This is a genomic window from Rhodococcus sp. DN22 (assembly GCF_036669995.1).
Taxonomy (GTDB): domain Bacteria; phylum Actinomycetota; class Actinomycetes; order Mycobacteriales; family Mycobacteriaceae; genus Rhodococcus_F; species Rhodococcus_F erythropolis.
In genome coordinates this window covers 3,612,699-3,630,736 of the sequence record NZ_CP133326.1, presented here as the reverse complement: position 1 = coordinate 3,630,736, position 18,038 = coordinate 3,612,699, and the positions used below count along the sequence as shown (strand labels likewise).

Annotated in this window: 22 protein-coding genes; 18 read left to right on the top strand and 4 right to left on the bottom strand. The window is 63.2% G+C overall.

The features are described 5' to 3' along the window. Positions 1-42 precede the first annotated feature (42 nt). Positions 43-3,297 (bottom strand): arabinosyltransferase domain-containing protein, encoded by a 3,255-nt coding sequence (locus RA302_RS16490; RefSeq protein WP_338481174.1) that lies wholly within the window; start codon positions 3,295-3,297, stop codon positions 43-45. A gap of 70 nt (positions 3,298-3,367) precedes the next feature. Here RA302_RS16490 and RA302_RS16485 point away from each other — a divergent pair, with 70 nt between their 5' ends. From RA302_RS16485 to hisF, 11 genes are all read left to right on the top strand, one after another. Then, entirely contained in the window at positions 3,368-3,913 is a 546-nt protein-coding gene (locus RA302_RS16485; RefSeq protein WP_007732256.1) for a hypothetical protein, read from the top strand. Positions 3,914-4,066: 153 nt separating this feature from the next. Beyond that, complete coding sequence (hisD, locus tag RA302_RS16480) at positions 4,067-5,389, top strand: histidinol dehydrogenase (protein WP_020908000.1); 1,323 nt, start codon at positions 4,067-4,069, stop codon at positions 5,387-5,389. After that, a complete protein-coding gene (locus tag RA302_RS16475; protein ID WP_042449556.1) occupies positions 5,386-6,528 on the top strand; it encodes a histidinol-phosphate transaminase in 1,143 nt (380 codons plus the stop codon). Before hisD ends, RA302_RS16475 begins: the two co-directional genes overlap by 4 nt. Continuing rightward, positions 6,525-7,139: an imidazoleglycerol-phosphate dehydratase HisB gene (gene hisB / locus RA302_RS16470; protein ID WP_003942383.1), complete on the top strand. Its 615-nt coding sequence runs from the start codon at positions 6,525-6,527 to the stop codon at positions 7,137-7,139. Before RA302_RS16475 ends, hisB begins: the two co-directional genes overlap by 4 nt. Further along, complete coding sequence (locus tag RA302_RS16465) at positions 7,136-7,285, top strand: hypothetical protein (RefSeq protein WP_007732248.1); 150 nt, start codon at positions 7,136-7,138, stop codon at positions 7,283-7,285. Before hisB ends, RA302_RS16465 begins: the two co-directional genes overlap by 4 nt. 68 nt (positions 7,286-7,353) lie before the next feature. After that, positions 7,354-8,475, top strand: a complete 1,122-nt coding sequence (locus tag RA302_RS16460) for an MFS transporter (protein ID WP_042449554.1) — start codon at positions 7,354-7,356, stop codon at positions 8,473-8,475. A gap of 9 nt (positions 8,476-8,484) precedes the next feature. Continuing rightward, positions 8,485-9,120, top strand: coding sequence for an imidazole glycerol phosphate synthase subunit HisH (gene hisH / locus RA302_RS16455; RefSeq protein ID WP_003942389.1), 636 nt, complete (start codon positions 8,485-8,487; stop codon positions 9,118-9,120). Continuing rightward, positions 9,117-9,368, top strand: coding sequence for a hypothetical protein (locus RA302_RS16450; protein ID WP_050655347.1), 252 nt, complete (start codon positions 9,117-9,119; stop codon positions 9,366-9,368). The genes hisH and RA302_RS16450 overlap by 4 nt, the downstream gene beginning before the upstream one ends. A gap of 19 nt (positions 9,369-9,387) precedes the next feature. Beyond that, on the top strand, positions 9,388-10,122 hold the full coding sequence (gene priA, locus RA302_RS16445; RefSeq protein WP_003942371.1) for a bifunctional 1-(5-phosphoribosyl)-5-((5-phosphoribosylamino)methylideneamino)imidazole-4-carboxamide isomerase/phosphoribosylanthranilate isomerase PriA: 735 nt from the start codon (positions 9,388-9,390) through the stop codon (positions 10,120-10,122). Positions 10,123-10,131: 9 nt separating this feature from the next. After that, positions 10,132-10,965, top strand: a complete 834-nt coding sequence (locus RA302_RS16440) for an inositol monophosphatase family protein (protein WP_003942414.1) — start codon at positions 10,132-10,134, stop codon at positions 10,963-10,965. Continuing rightward, positions 10,962-11,735: an imidazole glycerol phosphate synthase subunit HisF gene (gene hisF, locus RA302_RS16435; protein ID WP_003942380.1), complete on the top strand. Its 774-nt coding sequence runs from the start codon at positions 10,962-10,964 to the stop codon at positions 11,733-11,735. The genes RA302_RS16440 and hisF overlap by 4 nt, the downstream gene beginning before the upstream one ends. Here hisF and RA302_RS16430 read toward each other — a convergent pair. Then, positions 11,732-12,361 carry a TetR/AcrR family transcriptional regulator gene (locus tag RA302_RS16430; protein ID WP_037126827.1) on the bottom strand — a complete coding sequence of 210 codons (630 nt, stop codon included), beginning with the start codon at positions 12,359-12,361 and terminating at the stop codon, positions 11,732-11,734. The genes hisF and RA302_RS16430 overlap by 4 nt on opposite strands. A gap of 92 nt (positions 12,362-12,453) precedes the next feature. Between RA302_RS16430 and RA302_RS16425 the strand changes: the two genes are divergently transcribed. Further along, positions 12,454-13,935 (top strand): NAD(P)/FAD-dependent oxidoreductase, encoded by a 1,482-nt coding sequence (locus RA302_RS16425; RefSeq protein ID WP_030537063.1) that lies wholly within the window; start codon positions 12,454-12,456, stop codon positions 13,933-13,935. A 21-nt stretch (positions 13,936-13,956) separates the two neighbouring features. On the opposite strand, the gene RA302_RS16420 is transcribed toward RA302_RS16425, so the two are convergent. Beyond that, on the bottom strand, positions 13,957-14,478 hold the full coding sequence (locus RA302_RS16420) for a universal stress protein (protein WP_050655349.1): 522 nt from the start codon (positions 14,476-14,478) through the stop codon (positions 13,957-13,959). A gap of 101 nt (positions 14,479-14,579) precedes the next feature. On the opposite strand from RA302_RS16420, the gene hisI reads away from it, so the two are divergent. From hisI to RA302_RS16400, 4 genes are all read left to right on the top strand, one after another. Continuing rightward, a complete protein-coding gene (hisI, locus tag RA302_RS16415; protein WP_003942390.1) occupies positions 14,580-14,927 on the top strand; it encodes a phosphoribosyl-AMP cyclohydrolase in 348 nt (115 codons plus the stop codon). 6 nt (positions 14,928-14,933) lie between these two features. Continuing rightward, a complete protein-coding gene (locus tag RA302_RS16410) occupies positions 14,934-15,227 on the top strand; it encodes a DUF1905 domain-containing protein (RefSeq protein ID WP_042449548.1) in 294 nt (97 codons plus the stop codon). A 62-nt stretch (positions 15,228-15,289) separates the two neighbouring features. Next, complete coding sequence (locus RA302_RS16405) at positions 15,290-15,550, top strand: hypothetical protein (protein WP_223304508.1); 261 nt, start codon at positions 15,290-15,292, stop codon at positions 15,548-15,550. Positions 15,551-15,623: 73 nt separating this feature from the next. Beyond that, positions 15,624-16,010: a DUF2784 domain-containing protein gene (locus RA302_RS16400; protein ID WP_003942402.1), complete on the top strand. Its 387-nt coding sequence runs from the start codon at positions 15,624-15,626 to the stop codon at positions 16,008-16,010. A 60-nt stretch (positions 16,011-16,070) separates the two neighbouring features. Here the strand turns inward: RA302_RS16400 and RA302_RS16395 are convergent, their stop codons facing one another. After that, on the bottom strand, positions 16,071-16,496 hold the full coding sequence (locus tag RA302_RS16395; RefSeq protein WP_029255500.1) for a nitroreductase/quinone reductase family protein: 426 nt from the start codon (positions 16,494-16,496) through the stop codon (positions 16,071-16,073). 109 nt (positions 16,497-16,605) lie between these two features. Here RA302_RS16395 and RA302_RS16390 point away from each other — a divergent pair, with 109 nt between their 5' ends. Both RA302_RS16390 and RA302_RS16385 read left to right on the top strand, forming a co-directional pair. After that, positions 16,606-17,028 (top strand): metalloregulator ArsR/SmtB family transcription factor, encoded by a 423-nt coding sequence (locus RA302_RS16390; protein ID WP_003942406.1) that lies wholly within the window; start codon positions 16,606-16,608, stop codon positions 17,026-17,028. Next, positions 17,025-18,038 (top strand): cation diffusion facilitator family transporter, encoded by a 1,014-nt coding sequence (locus RA302_RS16385; RefSeq protein ID WP_070161676.1) that lies wholly within the window; start codon positions 17,025-17,027, stop codon positions 18,036-18,038. Before RA302_RS16390 ends, RA302_RS16385 begins: the two co-directional genes overlap by 4 nt.

The window sequence follows — 18,038 nt, the reverse complement described above, 5'->3', positions numbered from 1 at the left end:
AGGACCGTGTCACTCAGTGACCCAGCCGCTCAGAAATTCCGCTCAGAAAACCATGGTCATCGATCCCGGGTTCCACGTCCCGGAGCGCTGAACGGTCGTTTCGTCGACCTGGGCAGGTACTGCACTCGGATCGATCGGTGTGTACTTCTCGATCGAACCCCAGTCGCGAGCCCAGTCGTTGTCGAGATACGACGGAATGGTCTGAGCGGTCAGGAGCAGATCGATCCACCCCAACGGTCCACCACCGTAGTGGTCCTGCCAGGCACTGGTCACGAGCGCGCCGGAATGGTCGGGAAGGATCCGATACTCGGGGACCTCGGCGACACCGACCCGATGATCGAAGGGGCGTTGGCATGGGAATGCCAGTCCGACAGCCCAATCCAGCATGACGGGCGCCTGTGAACCGACGACGTCGTTGAGCTTCTGGGTCTTCGGAACCCGCGGCGGGGTGACGGCCACCCATTGGTCGGGCTTGCTGTCGTAGTCGCTGACGACCAGTCGAATGCTGTTGGCTTCGACGGGAATCTGATCCAACGGCACACGCAGGTTCCGCCATGACGGCGCCGGGCCGATGTCGAGGGGCGCGATCTTTCCGAGTGTTTCGACAGCGTCTGTTTCGGCATCGTCGACGCCACGCGCTGTGCCGTACTCGACCTCGACGTTCTGGCCGTAGGTGACGATTCCGTCCTTGTCGACGGACCGAACACGACCAGCCGCGGCAATCGAGATGATGTCGCCACGTGTGGCGTTCTCGCCCACGTCGGGGAGTTGGTACCAGTCACTGGTCAGAGTGCCGGGGGAGGGCTGACCGTAACTACCCATGACGGGTGTTGTCGCCGGGTCGAGACCGAACGACAACGCGACCGAACTGCCGTTGACTCCGGTCTGTCCGGCGCCACCGCCGGTTCCGGCCGAGTTGCCGGCGGTGTCCTCGGAGGTGTCGACGGTGTTCGCGCCGCCGGTAGCCGTGGCTTCCTTGTCTGCTCGAAGGTCGGAGGCGACGCCATTCGGATCGAATCCCGTAGCCCCACCGGCGGACAGTCCTGTGGCGACGCTGCCCGAGAGGGGCGTCAGCATCGAGGCGTTCGGATCGGTCTCGAGCAGAACGTCGTTGGCGAGTCCGCAGTGTTGGCCGAGAACGGCGTCGACGTTTGCACGGCCCACCGAATAGGCCGGGTACTGGGTGACCGCGCCCTTGGCCATGGACAGCACCTCAAAGAGGACCATGGCACCTGCGGCAACCGTCAGTGGCGAGATGGCAAGCAGTCGAGCGTGCTTCGCGGACGGTTCCTTCCCCGCGGTGTACGGCTCACGGAAGAAGTACCACGCGGCGACGCCGAGCATCAGCACCGTCAGCCCGAGGAGGACGGTGCTCGCGCCGAGTCCGCTGATGGACACAGGCTTGTCCCACCACGGAACGCTGTAGCTGGACACGTAGTAGTAGCTGTTGCTGCCGGTGAATGCCACCGCGAGGAGGAACAGGACGGCCGCCGCGAAGAGGGCCCGATTGCGCGGCGAGCGCAGGAGTTTTGTTCCCACGGCGACGGCCGTCATCATCGCCAGAACGGCGGTGAGTCCGGCAAAGATTCCGAAGTGGTGCGTCCACTTGGTCGGCGAGAACATCAGCAGTGGCAGTGCGCCGATCGTCAGCCCCACGACGCGGCGTGACGGGCCGGCGGCCAAACCGGGAATCCGGCCCCCCTTGCGCAGCATCATCGCGGTGCAGACGCCAAGGCACAGAACCATGATGAACACACCGAATCTGCGAGTCAGGGAACCGTCGACGGAGATGTTGAAGAGGTACTGATAGCGGAGGTACTCGTCGAACCAGGGCTGATTCGGTGAGATCGAGTGGACGCGTTGCATCTCGATGACGGCGGCCAGACTTTGATCGCCGAACGCGGGGATGAGAATCGAGAGTCCGGCAGCTAGCAGTGGCCCGACAGCCGCGACGTAACCGGTGGTGCGCGCACGTTCGATGATGATGCGCATGATCGGGCGTATTCCGGCGATGAGTGCGGCAAAGCAGATGAGGCCGGAAGGGCCGGCAGTCAAGGTGAATCCGGCGATCAGGATCGCGACTGCGACCGGCAGAAGTCGTCTCGTCGCGACGGCGCGTTCGATCGAGCACCAGGTCAGCAGCACGCCGAGGGCAACGATCGGTTCGGGGCGCAGTCCGTTGTTGAACGGAAGCCAGAAAGCGAGGAAGACAAGCGCGCCGGTCCAGAGGGCGAGTCGATTTCCGCGAATGGCGGCGCCCAGCCGAGGCGCAACCTCCCGGCTGATGACGAGCCAGGTGATGATGCCTGCCAACAGAGCAGGCAGACGGACCCAGGGGCTTGCGGTGCTGACGTGGGCCAGGAGTCCGAGGATGTTGTAATACGGCGTTCCGAACGGGGTTTCGGGGACCGCGAACCACCGGAAGTAGTTGGACATGTAGCCCGATTGCTCGGAGGCTCTTGCCATCGTGAACTGGTAGCCGTCGTCGGTGGTGGTAGCGCCGATGAAGTGCCACAGCACCAGAGTTCCGACGACGACCCCGTCGAGGACGGTGAACTTCCACCATCGGGCGGGCAGAAATTTGCGTGTGCCCCGGCCGTCGCGGTTGTCGAGGCGGTGCAGCGCGAAGAGGGACACGAGAGCCGTGAGTGCCCCGAGAATCATGGCGAGAGTCTTGATCACCGACGGGCTCGACGTGAAGCGAGAGTCCGCCTCGATCGAGACGTTCAAACCGGCTGCCGCCGAATCGAGGTCGCTGAAGACGCCGACTACCTGTGGTCGGCTGTCGCCCTCGATGACGCGCGGTTCGGAACCGGTGGCGCTGAAGGTGGTTCGGGTCGGCTCGGCGGCGAGCGTGAGCGCGCATCCAGTCTGCAGATCAGCAACGGGTGTCGAGAGCAACACTTGATCACGCAGGACAACGTCGACCCGAGCGGGAGCGTCGGCGGATTCGGGGGAGACGGTGGCAACAAATCCGTAGCGGCGCGCATCGGGGGCACCCGGAGGTGCAGTCGAGACGAGTGTTCCGCCGGTGGCGGCCAACTCGCTGATCGACGCGCACGGAATCGATGCCTCCATGCGCAACGGTGTGTACGAGACCAATGGCGCCTCGACGCTTGTCGTCGACCCGGCCTGCGGCCAGTTGACGACGGCGGTGTCCTGCTCGATCGGCAGGAACGGCACTGATCCGCACAAAACTATGCCGAGGATCGATGCGACAATCGCAACGATCCGTGCTCGGTTCGGTCCGCTGGATCGCTGAGGGGTCGGCAAGGCCGGAGGTGCGGTCGTGGCCACGTCACTGTCTGTCACGACTTTGGACCCTAGCTGTGCGTGACGTGTTTGTTATAAAAGCGCGAGTAATGGGATGGTCGTGTTCCCGGTGTCATTCCTCGGGGTGGGGTTGTCGGCGATCGAGGCGGGGGGTGCTGTGCGCGAATTTCACGAGTCCATTCCCCTGAGCCCACTACTGCGGCGGTCGGCGGTCGCATTGTGCGTCGTCCTCGGAATTGTCCTGGTAATTGTCTGCGGGTTCGCGGCAATCGTGGATCGCGACTCGGCGGGCTACGTCGGCGCCGTGTTGTCCGCGGTCCTGTCCTTCGGGTTGGCCGCGTACATGTGGAAGGTGCGCGTGATCATCACCACAGACGTCGAACGAGTGTCGATCGCGCTGTCTCCGGGGCTGCGTCAGGTATTTCGGTGGGACGAAGTTGTGTCTGCCACTGCAGTACATATCGGGATGGGCTCCGGAATCGGTTATCGAATGACCGGCCCAGGTATGCGGGTAATTCTCGCATCTCCCGGCGACGGGGTCCGCTTTCGTCTGCATGACGGCCGTGAAATCTCGGTGGCAACACCTCGAAGGGACGAGCTGATCGAACTCGCCCGGCGGCGGGCGCCGGACCTGCAGTGAGCGTTGCAGGTGGACCGGTGAAAAACGGGGTGCGCCTATCCTGGATAATTGACATCAGTTCTGTGTTTCAGGCGCGCTGTTCAGGGCCCGTGATGCCGGACCGGTTTGCTGCCGCTTGCACAGGCACCCCGTTTGCGTACGAGAGGAACTCTCATGCTTGCCCGCACCGACCTGCGTGGTCGTACCCCATCCACGGCCGAACTTCGCGCCGCGCTTCCCCGAGGTGGAGTGGATGTGGACGCGGTACTGCATCAGGTTCGCCCGATGGTCGAAGCCGTCCGTGATCGCGGGGCAGAAGCCGCCCTCGAATTCGGCGAGAAGTTCGACGGCGTTCGTCCGGCTTCGGTTCGTGTACCAGCAGCCGAGCTCGAGCGCGCACTTCGTGAACTCGACCCCGCAGTCAAGGAAGCCCTCGAGGTTGCGATCGAGCGCACCCGCAAGGTGCACGCCGATCAGCGTCGCAAGGACACCGTCACCGAGGTCGTTCCGGGTGGCACGGTCACCGAGCGTTGGGTTCCGGTCGAGCGCGTCGGGCTGTACGTGCCCGGCGGCAATGCCGTGTACCCGTCCAGCGTTGTCATGAACGTCGTGCCGGCTCAGACGGCCGGCGTCGGATCACTTGTTGTCGCCTCGCCGCCCCAAGCCGACTTCGGCGGATTGCCGCACCCGACCATCCTTGCCGCAGCAGCCATGCTCGGCGTCGACGAGGTGTGGGCCGTCGGCGGCGGACAGGGCGTCGCCCTCCTTACCTACGGCGGAACCGACACCGATGGAACCGAGCTTGTCCCGGTCGACCTCATCACCGGTCCCGGCAACATCTACGTCACTGCCGCCAAGCGTCTGTGCCGCGGACTGGTCGGCATCGACGCAGAAGCCGGCCCCACCGAGATCGCGATCCTCGCCGACCACACCGCTGACCCGGTCCACGTTGCTGCCGACCTCATCAGCCAGGCCGAGCACGACGTGATGGCCGCCAGCGTACTTGTCACGACCAGCGTCGAATTGGCCGACGCGGTCGACAAGGCTCTGGCTGCGCAGCTCGAGATCACCAAGCATCGCGAGCGCGTCACCACGGCACTGACCGGCAGCCAGTCGGGCACGGTGCTCGTTTCTGATGTTTCCGCTGGTCTGCGCGTCGTCAATGCGTATGCGGCAGAGCACCTCGAGATCCAGACCGAGGATGCAACCGGGGTGGCAGCTCAGGTCACCAGCGCTGGTGCCGTGTTCGTCGGCCCGTGGGCGCCGGTCAGTCTCGGCGACTACTGCGCCGGCTCCAACCACGTTCTGCCGACGGCCGGGTGTGCACGCCACTCCTCCGGTCTGAGTGTGCAGACGTTCCTTCGTGGAATCCACGTGATCGACTACTCCGAGTCTGCACTGAAAGACGTTGCCGGACATGTCATCACGCTGGCCAATGCGGAGGATCTGCCGGCTCACGGCGAGGCTGTGCGTCTGCGATTCGAGGCTCTGCGATGAGTAGTGCTCCTGGAGAGTCGATTTCGGTCGACGCCCTTCCGATTCGCGAGAACCTGCGTGGAAAGTCGGCGTACGGCGCACCGCAGTTGACGGTTCCGGTTCAGCTCAACACGAACGAGAACCCGCATCCGCCGACCCAGGCGCTCATCGACGATGTGGCCGAATCCGTGCGCGAAGCCGCGAAGGAACTGCACCGCTACCCCGACCGTGACGCTGTGGCGTTGCGGACGGATCTGGCTGCGTACCTGGCGAAGCAGACAGGTGTACCGGTCACCGTCGACAATCTGTGGGCGGCAAACGGATCGAACGAGATTCTGCAGCAACTTCTTCAGGCGTTCGCAGGTCCGGGACGTAGCGCGATGGGTTTTGTGCCCTCGTACTCGATGCACCCGATCATCGCCGACGGTACCGATACCGAGTGGGTCGAGGTCTTCCGTCGGGACGACTTCGCACTCGACGTGGATGCTGCCGTCACCGTGATCGCGGAACGTCGACCCGACGTCGTGTTCGTGACCAGTCCCAACAACCCGACCGGACACAGCGTCGGCATTGCAGAACTGCGACGCATCCTCGACGTGGCGCCGGGCATCGTGATCGTGGACGAGGCGTACGCGGAATTCTCCGCTGCCCCGAGCGCGATGACGCTGATCGACGAGTTCCCGGCCAAGCTGGTTGTGACCCGCACCATGAGCAAGGCTTTCGCGTTTGCCGGTGGCCGACTCGGCTACCTCGCCGCCGCTCCCGCGTTCATCGACGCACTGTTATTGGTGCGCTTGCCTTATCACCTCTCGGTGGTCACGCAGGCGGCGGCACGTGCCGCCCTGCGTCACGCCGACGAGACCCTCGGCAGTGTGCACGCCTTGTCCGCCGAGCGCGATCGCGTGTCGAAGGCGCTGGCGGACACCGGTTTCCGAGTGATTCCCAGTGACGCGAACTTCATCTTGTTCGGACAGTTCACCGACAGTGCACAGGCGTGGAAGGAATACCTCGACCGCGGGGTTCTCATCCGCGACATCGGCATCCCCGGATACCTGCGGGCCACCGTGGGACTCGAAGCCGAGAACGACGCGTTCATCAAGGCCAGTGACGAAATCGCAGGCACCCAGCTGGTCGACACGAATTCAGGAGAGACGGCATGAGCGATCGCATCGCGCGGATCGAACGAACAACTCGGGAATCAAGCATCGTCGTCGAACTGAATCTGGACGGGACCGGCATCGTCGACGTCTCCACCGGCGTTCCGTTCTTCGACCACATGCTCAACGCCCTGGGTACGCACGCCAGCTTCGATCTCGACGTCAAGGCGAAGGGTGACGTCGAGATCGACGCTCACCACACCGTCGAGGACACCGCGATCGTTTTCGGCCAGGCGCTCGGCCAGGCTCTCGGCGACAAGAAGGGCATCCGTCGTTTCGGCGACGCTTTCATCCCGATGGACGAAACGCTGGCGCACGCGTCGGTCGACGTCTCCGGTCGCCCGTACTGCGTGCACACCGGTGAGCCCGACTACATGGTGCATTCCGTCATCGGCGGGTACCCGGGCGTTCCGTATCACGCGGTGATCAACCGCCACGTGTTCGAGTCGATCGCATTGAATGCACGTATCGCACTGCACGTTCGGGTTCTGTACGGCCGCGATCAGCACCACATCACCGAGGCGGAGTACAAGGCCGTTGCGCGAGCTCTGCGTGAGGCGGTCGAGCCGGATCCGCGCGTGAGCGGCGTGCCGTCGACGAAGGGCACACTGTGAGCGTCCTCTTCACCTACTTGCTGTTCATCGGCGCGGGAATTGCCGTGGGCGGCGCCTACTCGATGTTCAAGGTCAACAAGCTTGCGTCGGGAATCCTTCTGGCGTTGGCGGTTCTGGCGGCGGTAGCGGGCGCACTGCGTCTGTGACGCGAAAAGTGACTGCGTCTGAGACGCAAGATCCTGCTCCATCGCCGGGGTTGCTTCGCACTCCGGGCATGATCGGTGTCCTGATCATGGCGGCAGCAGCTTTCGGTGGCTGGTCGTTGCTGTTGCCGGTGGTGCCGTTGCTGGTTGCGCAGTCCGGCGGATCGGATGCGCTTGCCGGATCGGTGACCGGTGTCTTCATGGCGGCCACGGTCTTGACGCAACTGCTCGTGCCTCGGTTGTTGCGGACGCAGGGCTACCGGCGCGTGCTGGCGGTCGGGTGTCTGCTCCTCGGCCCACCGTCGTTGGTGCTGTTGATCTCGGCCGACGCCGGCCCTGTCCTGGCGGTTTCCGCGGTGCGTGGCATCGGTTTCGGCATGCTGACGGTGGCCGGCAGTGCACTGGTGGCGGAGTTGGCGCCCAAACGAATTCTGGGCCGTGCCACCGGTGCTCAGGGAATCGCGATCGCAGCGTCACAAATGGCGGGGCTTCCGCTGGGGCTTGCGATCATGGAACGGTGGTCGGCGACACCGGTGTTCGTCCTCGGTGCGCTGATCCCGGCGCTCGCGCTGGTGGCTATTGCCGGGTTGCCGAAGATCTTCGCCCAGCCGACCGGGGAATCCGTTCGACTGAGTGTGTTCGCCGTCTTGGTTCCGGTGCTCGCTCTGGCGTGCGTGTCCGCGTCGTTCGGCGGGCTGTCGTCTCTACTGCCGATCGCAATCTCGGAGCGCGCGGCCGTTGCAGGTGTGGTGTTGGCGACCGCCAGTGGATCGATGTTGATCGGCCGGTACTCGGCGGGCCTGATCGCCGATCGTCTCGGCAGTGGTCGGACACTCGCGCCGGCATTGGCGTCGTCGACCATCGGATTGGTGCTGTTCGCGATCAACGTCGACGGCGGGTCGACGCCGGTCTTGTTCTGCGCGGCGGTCCTTTTCGGGCTGGGGTTCGGGGCGGTACAGAACGAGTCCTTGGTCATGGCGTTTCAGGCTGCCGGCCCGAGGCAACTCGGATCCGCCAGCGCGATCTGGAACATCGGCTACGACGCCGGCACCGGAATCGGTGCACTGGCGTTGGGATTCGTGGCCACGACTGCCGGCTATGCGTGGGTCTTCGCGGTCTCCGCGGTCGTTGTCGCTCTGCTCCCGGCACTGGCCGCGGGCGGCAAAGTGATCGGCAGCAGGGTTGCCCGATAGAGTTGGGGCATGAGCGCTTCCACGATTGCTGTACTCGATTACGGCTCCGGCAACCTGCATTCGGCTACTCGCGCACTGGCGCGCACCGGGGCGCAGGTGGAGGTGACCAACGACATGAAGGTTGCACTGGCGGCCGACGGTCTCGTGGTGCCCGGCGTCGGCGCGTTCGCGGCCTGCATGGAAGGTCTGCGTGCAGTGCAGGGTGACCGAATCATCGGCAGACGCCTGGCCGGTGGCCGACCGGTGCTGGGCATCTGCGTCGGCATGCAGATTCTGTTCGACCGGGGAGTCGAATTCGGTGTCGAGGCGGAGGGCTGTGGCGAATGGCCCGGCACCGTGGAGAGGCTGCAAGCAGAGGTCCTGCCGCACATGGGCTGGAACACCGTGGAGGCTCCGGAGTCCAGCACCCTGTTCAAGGGCATAGACGCCGATACCCGCTTCTACTTCGTCCACTCCTACGGTGTGCAGAGTTGGGAGCTCGCGCCGTCCGAGCACATTGCACCCCCGAAGCTGACATGGGCCGATCACGGCGGAAAGTTCCTCGCTGCCGTCGAGAACGGTGCGTTGTCGGCAACGCAGTTCCACCCCGAGAAATCCGGTGACGCGGGCGCCGAGCTGCTGAGCAACTGGGTGCAGAGTTTGTGACCGGGGGATCCGGACCGAACCGCGGTGACGATTTCTCCCTCGCTCGTCTGGCGTTGTTCTCGCTCGGCGCCGCTGTGGCTGCGCTGGCGGTCGCAACTGTCGTCATCGTTGTTCTCAAACCATCGCCGGGCGTCGGCCTCGTGATCGGTCTCGTGGGGGTCGCCGCTGCGATTGCGGCAATGGGCGTCGTATCCAAGCGGATGACCCGAAAAGCGTTCGGTGACCCGGAAGACGGTTCGAGGTCCTGACCTACTAGGGTTACCGCACGTGAGCCTGGTCCTTTTGCCTGCTGTAGATGTCGTCAACGGTGAAGCTGTTCGCCTCGTGCAAGGAGAGGCGGGAAGTGAGACCGGTTACGGGTCGCCCCGCGACGCTGCTCTTGCGTGGCAGAACGACGGTGCCGAATGGGTGCATCTTGTCGACCTCGACGCTGCTTTCGGGCGTGGGTCCAACAGTGAACTGTTGGCCGGCGTCATCGGCGACCTGACGGTCAAGGTGGAACTGTCCGGTGGAATCCGCGACGACGCTTCCCTGGAAGCCGCACTGGCCACCGGCTGTGCTCGCGTGAATCTCGGTACTGCCGCTATCGAGGATCCCGAGTGGTGTGCGCGTGCATTGGCCAAGTACGGCGACAAGATCGCTGTCGGCCTCGATGTTCGTCTCGTCGACGGTCAGTACCGCACCCGTGGTCGCGGCTGGGTCACCGACGGCGGCGATCTGTGGGAGACCCTCGCGCGTCTGGACCGTGACGGCTGCACTCGTTACGTCGTCACCGACGTCTCCAAGGACGGCACACTCACCGGTCCCAATCTCGAACTTCTCAGCCAGGTCTGCGCGGTCACCGACGCGCACGTCGTCGCCTCCGGTGGTGTGTCGACCATCGAGGATCTACTCGCCATTTCCAGCCTGGTTGATCAGGGTGTCGAGGGCGCGATCGTGGGCAAGGCATTGTATGCCGGTCGCTTCACTCTCCCCGAAGCACTGGCAGCAGTTTCCGGATAGATTTTCCAGATGACTCCGACGCGTGACCTCGACGAACTTCTCGCGATTGCGGGTCGGCTTCTCGACGGCGTCCACGATCAGTTCGTCTCCGGTGTCGGCGCCCCGAGTGCGGTCCGCAAGGGCTGGGGTGATTTTGCCACCGAGGTCGATCTTGCGCTCGAGAAGCGGTTGACCGCGGAGTTGTTCGAGCAGACCGGCATCGAGGTGCACGGCGAGGAATTCGGCGGTCCCGACGTCGGTTCCGGGCTCGTCTGGGTTCTCGACCCCGTTGACGGTACTTTCAACTACTCGGCCGGATTGCCCACTGCCGGAACGTTGTTGGCGCTTCTCGACGACGGTGTCCCGGTGCTCGGATTGACCTGGCTTCCATTGATCGGTCACACGTACGCGACTCGCGCCGGCGGTCCGTTGTTGGTCAATGGAATCGCCGTACCGCCGCTGGAGCCAACCGATCTGGCGTCGTCGATCGTCGGCTTGGGTGCGCTCAACGTCAACAGTCGAGGGCGGATCCCCGGCAGTTTCCGTCTCGACCTCCTCGCCGAGATCAGCAAGGTGTCCTCGCGGATCCGGATACACGGTTCAACCGGAGTCGATCTGGCCTTCACCGCGGCCGGCATCCTGGGCGGTGCGATCGTCTACGGCCGCAACGCGTGGGACAACGCGGCCGGGGTCGCGCTCGTTCGCGGTGCGGGCGGGGTGGTCACCGACCTGGCCGGCCGCCCGTGGACCGTAGAATCGGAGTCGGTGCTCGCTGCCGCTCCGGGCATCCACGGTGAGATTCTCGATATCCTCAACGCGCTCGGTGATCCGCGCGCTTCGTCCTCAGGAGGACCACAGTCATGACCCTCGCAGTTCGTGTGATTCCGTGCCTCGACGTCGACGCCGGGCGAGTGGTCAAGGGTGTCAATTTCGAGAATCTTCGCGACGCCGGAGATCCGGTGGAACTCGCGGCAGCGTACGACGCTCAGGGCGCCGACGAACTGACCTTCCTGGACGTGACCGCCTCCACGTCGGATCGCGGCACGATGCTCGACGTCGTAAGTCGCACTGCCGAGCAGGTTTTCATTCCTCTGACCGTCGGCGGTGGAGTGCGCACGGTCGCGGATGTCGATCGTCTGCTGCGTGCCGGTGCCGACAAGGTCAGCGTCAACACCGCGGCGATTGCGCGCCCGGAACTGCTGAAGGAACTGAGTGAGCGTTTCGGCTCGCAGTGCATCGTCCTCTCGGTCGATGCCCGCACCGTTCCCCAGGGGCAGCCGGACACACCGTCGGGGTGGGAGGTCACGACGCACGGGGGCAAGCGCGGCACCGGGATCGACGCTGTCGAGTGGGCCGAGCGTGGTGCAGAGTTGGGAGTGGGGGAGATCCTGCTCAACTCGATGGATGCCGACGGCACCAAAGCGGGCTTCGACCTTCTGATGATCCGCGCTGTCCGGGCGGCAGTCCACGTACCGGTGATCGCCAGTGGCGGTGCCGGCCTGGTCGAGCACTTTGCCCCTGCAGTCGAAGCGGGCGCAGACGCAGTTCTCGCAGCAAGTGTCTTCCACTTCGGCGATCTGAGCATCCCGGAGGTCAAGGATGCGATGCGTGCCGAGGGAATCGTCGTTCGCTAGGCGTTCTCGGCGCGGATTCCGTCGAACATGAGGCGGCTGATGGCTTGGTTCAACGCCGTGCAGTCGACGGACGAACCGGCTCGCAATCCTTGAATCGCACTTGCCAGCATCATGCCGTTGACGGCGTGGGCAGTGTTGTCGACATCGAGGTCGGCGCGTAGATAGCCGCATTCGACTCCGTGGTGCAGGTACGCCGCGGTCAACGAAGCCGACTGGTCGAGTAGATCGAGCATCCGGCCCGTCAGATCGGCGTCGACGCCCGTCGTCTCGAACAGCAGAACCCGCGGGATGCGGGGGTCGTCGAAGAAGATGCGGGGGAGCGCCTCGGCGATCCGTCCCACTTGGGCGCGGTACTCGTCCAGTGTGCTGGCGGCGTCGGGAGCATTCTCGGTGGCCAGTGCGCTGATGATCTTTGCGACGAGATCGTCGATGACGTGATCGATGATGTCGCGCTTGTTCTCGAAGTACCGGTAGAAGGTCCCATGGCCGATTCCGAGAGTTGTTGCGATGTCGGCAATTCCGGTTGCGTGATAGCCGCGCTGGGCGAAGCACTCGAATGATGCGTCGATGATCTCGCGGCGCAATTCCGCCTTTTTTCGTTCCGCTCTGGTCATGGCCTTCGTCACATCAGGAATGATACCGTTCTCAATAACGGAATGACGTGTCAGTTTCTGATGTGCAGTTTTTCTGATGTGCAGTTCACGAGAGGGATTCTCCGATGGCAGTGCAGTACGACGCAGTAGTAGTGGGGGCGGGCTTCGGCGGAATGGGTGCGGCCATTCAACTCAAGCGGCTGGGCCTGAACAACCTGGCGATCCTCGAGCGCGAGGACGATCTGGGTGGAACCTGGCACGTCAACCGCTATCCCGGTCTGGCTGTCGACATCGCGTCGGTCACCTACTCGTATTCGTTCGAGCCCAATCCGAACTGGTCCAGGCTTTTCGCACCGGGCGCGGAACTGAAGAAGTACGCCGATCACGTCGCGGACAAGTACGATCTGCGGAAGCACATGACGTTCGGTGCCGTGGTCAACGGAGCCCGCTGGGACGAGGATTCCTCGCACTGGGTCGTATCCGTCGAAGGCGCGCCGGACATCACTGCCAAGTACCTCCTGACTGCGACGGGTTTCCTCTCGCAACCGCATCGGCCCGACATCTCCGGTATCGACGACTTCGCCGGCAAGATCATCCACACCACGGCCTGGGACGATTCCTACGATCTGTCCGGCACCAAGACCGCAATCATCGGAACCGGCGCCACCGCTGTGCAGTTGATCCCCGAGGTGGCGCGTCAGGCCGCAGAGTTGACCGTCTACCAGCGCACGCCGATCTGGGTGGTTCCCAAGATCGACGTCCCCATTCCGAATGCAGTGCAGAAGCTGTTCTCGCGTATTCCGCTCACCCAGCGAATCGCGCGCGCTGTCAGTTCGTCGATCCTAGAAATGATCATGGTCAGCGCGGTCCTGCACTACAAGCAGGTCAAACTGTTGAACAAGGGTGCGGCGGCCGCATCACGTGCGTTTCTGCGGTCCCAGGTCAGCGACGCCAGCCTTCGCAAACAACTCACACCGGACTACGACTTCGGGTGCAAGCGTCCCACATTTTCCAACAGCTACTTCCGTACGTTCACCAAGGACAACGTGCATCTCGAAACGACGCCGATCGACCACATCGCTGCCGACGGAATCGTCACCGCCGACGGTCGCAAGACCGAGATCGACACCTTGGTGCTGGCAACGGGATTCAACCTCTGGGATGTGAATTTTCCAGCCATCGAGGTTATCGGTCGAGAGGGACGAAACCTCGGTAAGTGGTGGCGCGACAACCGTTTCCAGGCCTACGAAGGGGTCGCGGTTCCGTATTTCCCCAATTTCCTCACGCTCGCCAGTCCGTACTCGTACAGCGGGTTGTCCTACTTCACGACGATCGAATCCCAGATGCAGCACATGGATCGACTGTTCGGCGAGGTGAAACGGCGCGGCGCGGAAACATTCGAGGTCACCGAAACTGCCAACGCCGAGTTTCTCGACCGGATGACCGAGAACCTGGCGGACTCCGTCTTCTACGGCGGTAGTTGCCAGACTGCACGAAGCTATTACTTCAATCAGCACGGCGAGGCTGCGATTCTGCGGCCCACGTCTACACGGAATGCGTTCGTCGAAGCGAAACGCTTTCCGCTCGAGGACTATTCGATCATCTAGGCGGGCTTGTCCCGTGTTCGGCTATCTTGCCGAGCTGACTCCGGTCGGAACCGATATCACGGGATAACGGTTCTGCCGGTTCAGTCGGGAAGTGACCGAGATGTGCATCAGTCGGCTCACCGCGGAGGCAGCGCCTTTTCGCGGAGATCCGATCACGATGGTAAATGCGTCGTATTTGTCCGCGGTTGCGAGAATGACACCGGCCGGGTCTCCATAGGTGCAGTCGTACGTCCAGGTGTCGGCGTGCGAGGCAAGTGCCGAGGTTGTCTGCTCGCGTTGCGACACCATCTCGTCGTGCAGACGCGTTTCGAATTCTGGTGAGTCGGTTTCGACAGGTAGGTCCTCGGACGTGATGCAGTGAACGACGTGGAGGGCTGAATCCTCCTTGGCGGCAAGCGTCAGTGCGTAGCTGAGTACATTCTTGCTGGTAGCACCTGGGCCGATGCCGAGAACGACGTGGCGGGTTCGGACGCGATCGGTACTCGGGTTCGCGAGATGGCAGATGTACTCCGGGTGCGGACCGTCATGACGTTGATGGTTCATGTCGGATCTTCTTCCAGAGCGAGAAGCGAAGGAACTTCCATTCTAGGGCGGCCGTGCAGGGGAATTCCACGGAAGTCACAGGTGGAAGGTATAAACGTCATATGAGTCTTGATCCCGCAATCGCGGCGAAGCTGAAGCGAAACGACGCCGGACTGTTCAGCGCGGTTGCGCAGGAGAAGTCGACCGGTGATGTGCTGATGGTCGCGTGGATGGACGACGAAGCGCTCGCGCGAACACTGGAAACCCGTAAGGGGACGTACTATTCGCGCTCGCGGCAGCAGTACTGGGTCAAGGGAGAGACCTCCGGGCACACCCAGTACGTGCACGAGGTGCGACTCGACTGTGACGGCGATTCCGTCTTGCTGATCGTCGATCAGGAGGGCGCCGCGTGCCACACCGGCACTCACACGTGTTTCGACACCGACGTCCTGCTCGCTGCTGAGCAGTGACGCGAGATGGCCACTGACAAGACTCCACAACCGCTCGATTACTCGTTCACCGCTCCCATCGAGAAAGACGGTGCGTTCGCAACGTTCTTGACCGTGCCCGGCTCGGCGGAACTTCTGGGAACCAGACGCGCTGTGAAGGTGCTCGGAACCCTCGATGGTGAGCATCCCTTCGAGGCGACGCTGATGCCGTCCGGTGACGGTCCACACTGGCTTCCGCTGCGCGTGGCGCTGTGCAAGGCGATCGGCAAGAGCGCCGCTGGAGAAGAGGTAGCGGTACATCTACAGCAGCGCCTGAGCTGAAGTTTTCCCGAACCAAGGAGCGCCGTCGTGCAATTCTGTTCGACTTCGCACACGCCGCGGACGTGGAGCCGGATCGGTGGGCCGAGTACGGTCCAGGTGCCGTCGGCGTCGGGTGGGACATGGGACTGCTCGGGCTGGCTCGACACGTGGAACTGGGGATCGCGACGCCACTCGAGACACCCGAGTGGTCGGCGAGCGACGAGGCCAAGGCATTCATCGCGGGAAGCAGTGAACTGTGGGCCGAAGCTGCGATCGCATCGGGCGACGACCCGGATGCGGCTGCAGCCGCCGCTGCTCGCACGACCGCTGCATACACCGGGTAGATCACCTCTACGAGGACTAACATCGGATTAGTCTGGTTGTTGCGGGACTTCCGCGCCACGAGCGGAGACGACGATGGTGTATCGGCTCATCGAAGTAGTAACGGTGTTCGTTCACTTCGGGTTTGTCCTCTATGTGGTGCTGGGTGGGTTCGTGGCGTGGAAGTGGCGTCGTACCATCGGTTTCCACCTACTTGCAGTCGTCTGGGGAGCCGGTTCGATAGCGGTCGGATATGACTGCCCGCTGACCAATCTCGAGAACTGGGCCCGCCGGATGGCCGGGATCGCGGAGTTGCCGTCCACCGGATTCATCTCGCACTACATCACCGGTGTGTTCTATCCGGCGAGTATCGAAGGCCTTGTACAGGCGCTCGCGGCGACAGTGGTTGTCGGATCCTGGGTCGGATACGTGCTGCTCGGACGGCATGCGAAGGGTGAGGTCAAAGCCTCTTCAGCGACCTGATTCCGTACAAACGATCCCAGCCGTTTCCGAATGGAAACGACTGGGAGGTGCTACCAGGATTTACGCGCGAGTCAGGGCTACCACCGGGATTGTGCGGATCCCAGCGGTCTTCTCCGCGTATTCGGCAAATCCCGGGTATCGACTGGCCTGCTCGTCGTAGATGCGGTCACGCTTTTCGCCGGTTACTTCGCTGACGGAGACCGGGTATGTTTCGGTGCCGATCTCGACCTCTGCCTGGTCGGTGGCAACGAGGTTGTAGTACCAGTCGGGATTGGTCGGGGCACCGGCCTTGGATGCAAAAACGTAGATGGTCTTCGGATCCTGCTCGTCTGCCAGATACATCATGGGACTCACGAAATCGCGTCCGGATTTGCGTCCTGTGTGGTGGACCAACACCATGGGCGCACCTTCGAAGGGGCCACCTACCTTGCCCTCGTTCTCCCGAAATTCCGCAATGATTCCTGCGTTCCAATCGTCGGTACTCATCGTTGTCTCCCGGTCTGCGAGTGGCGAAGGGCTCTGCCGCCAAGCTTTGCACAACTGGTGAATCGACGAGAGGTCATCTTCGGCGTCCAGCATGATCTACTATCTACGTATGAACGCAGATAGTGGTGTTTGTCGCCGTAAGCTTCCCGATGATCAAGTCGACCTCGTCGTCGAGGTGTTCCGCATGCTGGCCGACGCAACCCGTGTGCAGGTTTTGTGGGCATTGGTAGACCGCGAGTGCTCGGTGAACGAACTGGCGGAACGCGTCGGCAAGCCGGCGCCCTCGGTGTCGCAGCACCTGGCGAAATTGCGCATGGCAAGGTTGGTACGAACGCGCCGCGATGGTACGACGGTGTTCTATCGCCTGGAGAACGACCATGTGCGCCAACTGGTTACGGACGCGGTCTTCAATGCGGAGCATGCCGGACCCGGATTGCCGGGGCATCACCGTAGTGAAGGTGAACTTCGGGAGATACACCCGGAGCGCTCGGCGAACGTCGATCGGACCGATCAAGAAGAAGGTGCGTCGTGACGCACGAACCCAAGACGTCCCACGGCCACGGCCACCCCCATGGCCACGGGCCGAAGGGATTTCGATCGGCAGTCCGCGAAGTGTTCTCGCCGCACAGTCACGACGCTGCCGACAGTGTCGACGACGCATTGGAATCGAGCGCAATCGGCATCCGGGCGGTCAAGATCAGTCTTGTCGCGCTCGGAGTCACCGCAGTTGCTCAGGTTGCGATCGTGGCGATCTCGGGTTCGGTGGCGCTGCTGGCGGACACCATTCACAACTTCTCCGACGCGCTCACGGCAGTCCCACTCTGGATTGCCTTCGCGCTCGGTCGGCGCGCTGCGACCAGGCGCTATACCTATGGTTTCGGGCGTGCGGAGGATTTGGCCGGACTGTTCGTGCTCGCCATGATCGCACTGTCGGCAGTGATCGCCGGTGTCGAGGCGGTGAGGCGATTGATCAACCCGGTCGAGATCGAGCACCTCGGTTGGGTAGCGGCGGCAGGTTTGATCGGTTTCATCGGAAACGAATTGGTGGCGTTGTATCGGATCAGGGTCGGCAGGCAAATCGGTTCAGCGGCCCTGGTGGCCGATGGATTGCATGCTCGGACCGACGGATTCACTTCGCTCGCAGTCCTTCTGGGGGCGGGGGGAGTTGCGCTGGGTTTCCCGTTGGCAGATCCGATCATCGGCCTTGTCATCACCGTTGCCATCGTGGCGGTGCTCAGGACTGCAGCGCGAGACGTCTTCCGGAGGTTGATGGACGGCGTCGAACCTGAGTTGGTGGACGACGCAGAGCATGCATTGATGCACGAACCTGGAGTCCTCGGTGTTCGTGATCTGAAGATGCGGTGGATCGGACACCGACTGCATGCCGATGCAGAACTCGACATCGATCCCCGGGCAACACTTGCCGAAGCTCATGCGATTGCACACAGCGCCGAGCATTCGCTCACTCACGCGGTGCCCAAACTCGCTACTGCCTTGGTGCATGCGTACCCGGCGCATGACGCGGCCAACTCCGAAGTCTGA

What these genes read in the sequence shown, in the direction of transcription:
- RA302_RS16485 (WP_007732256.1), top strand. Translation starts at nt 3,368, where the DNA reads ATGGTCGTGTTCCCGGTGTCATTCCTCGGGGTGGGGTTGTCGGCGATC.
- hisD (WP_020908000.1), top strand. Translation starts at nt 4,067, where the DNA reads ATGCTTGCCCGCACCGACCTGCGTGGTCGTACCCCATCCACGGCCGAA.
- RA302_RS16475 (WP_042449556.1), top strand. Translation starts at nt 5,386, where the DNA reads ATGAGTAGTGCTCCTGGAGAGTCGATTTCGGTCGACGCCCTTCCGATT.
- hisB (WP_003942383.1), top strand. Translation starts at nt 6,525, where the DNA reads ATGAGCGATCGCATCGCGCGGATCGAACGAACAACTCGGGAATCAAGC.
- RA302_RS16460 (WP_042449554.1), top strand. Translation starts at nt 7,354, where the DNA reads ATGATCGGTGTCCTGATCATGGCGGCAGCAGCTTTCGGTGGCTGGTCG.
- hisH (WP_003942389.1), top strand. Translation starts at nt 8,485, where the DNA reads ATGAGCGCTTCCACGATTGCTGTACTCGATTACGGCTCCGGCAACCTG.
- RA302_RS16440 (WP_003942414.1), top strand. Translation starts at nt 10,132, where the DNA reads ATGACTCCGACGCGTGACCTCGACGAACTTCTCGCGATTGCGGGTCGG.
- hisF (WP_003942380.1), top strand. Translation starts at nt 10,962, where the DNA reads ATGACCCTCGCAGTTCGTGTGATTCCGTGCCTCGACGTCGACGCCGGG.
- RA302_RS16425 (WP_030537063.1), top strand. Translation starts at nt 12,454, where the DNA reads ATGGCAGTGCAGTACGACGCAGTAGTAGTGGGGGCGGGCTTCGGCGGA.
- RA302_RS16420 (WP_050655349.1), bottom strand. Translation starts at nt 14,478, where the DNA reads ATGAACCATCAACGTCATGACGGTCCGCACCCGGAGTACATCTGCCAT.
- hisI (WP_003942390.1), top strand. Translation starts at nt 14,580, where the DNA reads ATGAGTCTTGATCCCGCAATCGCGGCGAAGCTGAAGCGAAACGACGCC.
- RA302_RS16410 (WP_042449548.1), top strand. Translation starts at nt 14,934, where the DNA reads ATGGCCACTGACAAGACTCCACAACCGCTCGATTACTCGTTCACCGCT.
- RA302_RS16400 (WP_003942402.1), top strand. Translation starts at nt 15,624, where the DNA reads ATGGTGTATCGGCTCATCGAAGTAGTAACGGTGTTCGTTCACTTCGGG.
- RA302_RS16395 (WP_029255500.1), bottom strand. Translation starts at nt 16,496, where the DNA reads ATGAGTACCGACGATTGGAACGCAGGAATCATTGCGGAATTTCGGGAG.
- RA302_RS16390 (WP_003942406.1), top strand. Translation starts at nt 16,606, where the DNA reads ATGAACGCAGATAGTGGTGTTTGTCGCCGTAAGCTTCCCGATGATCAA.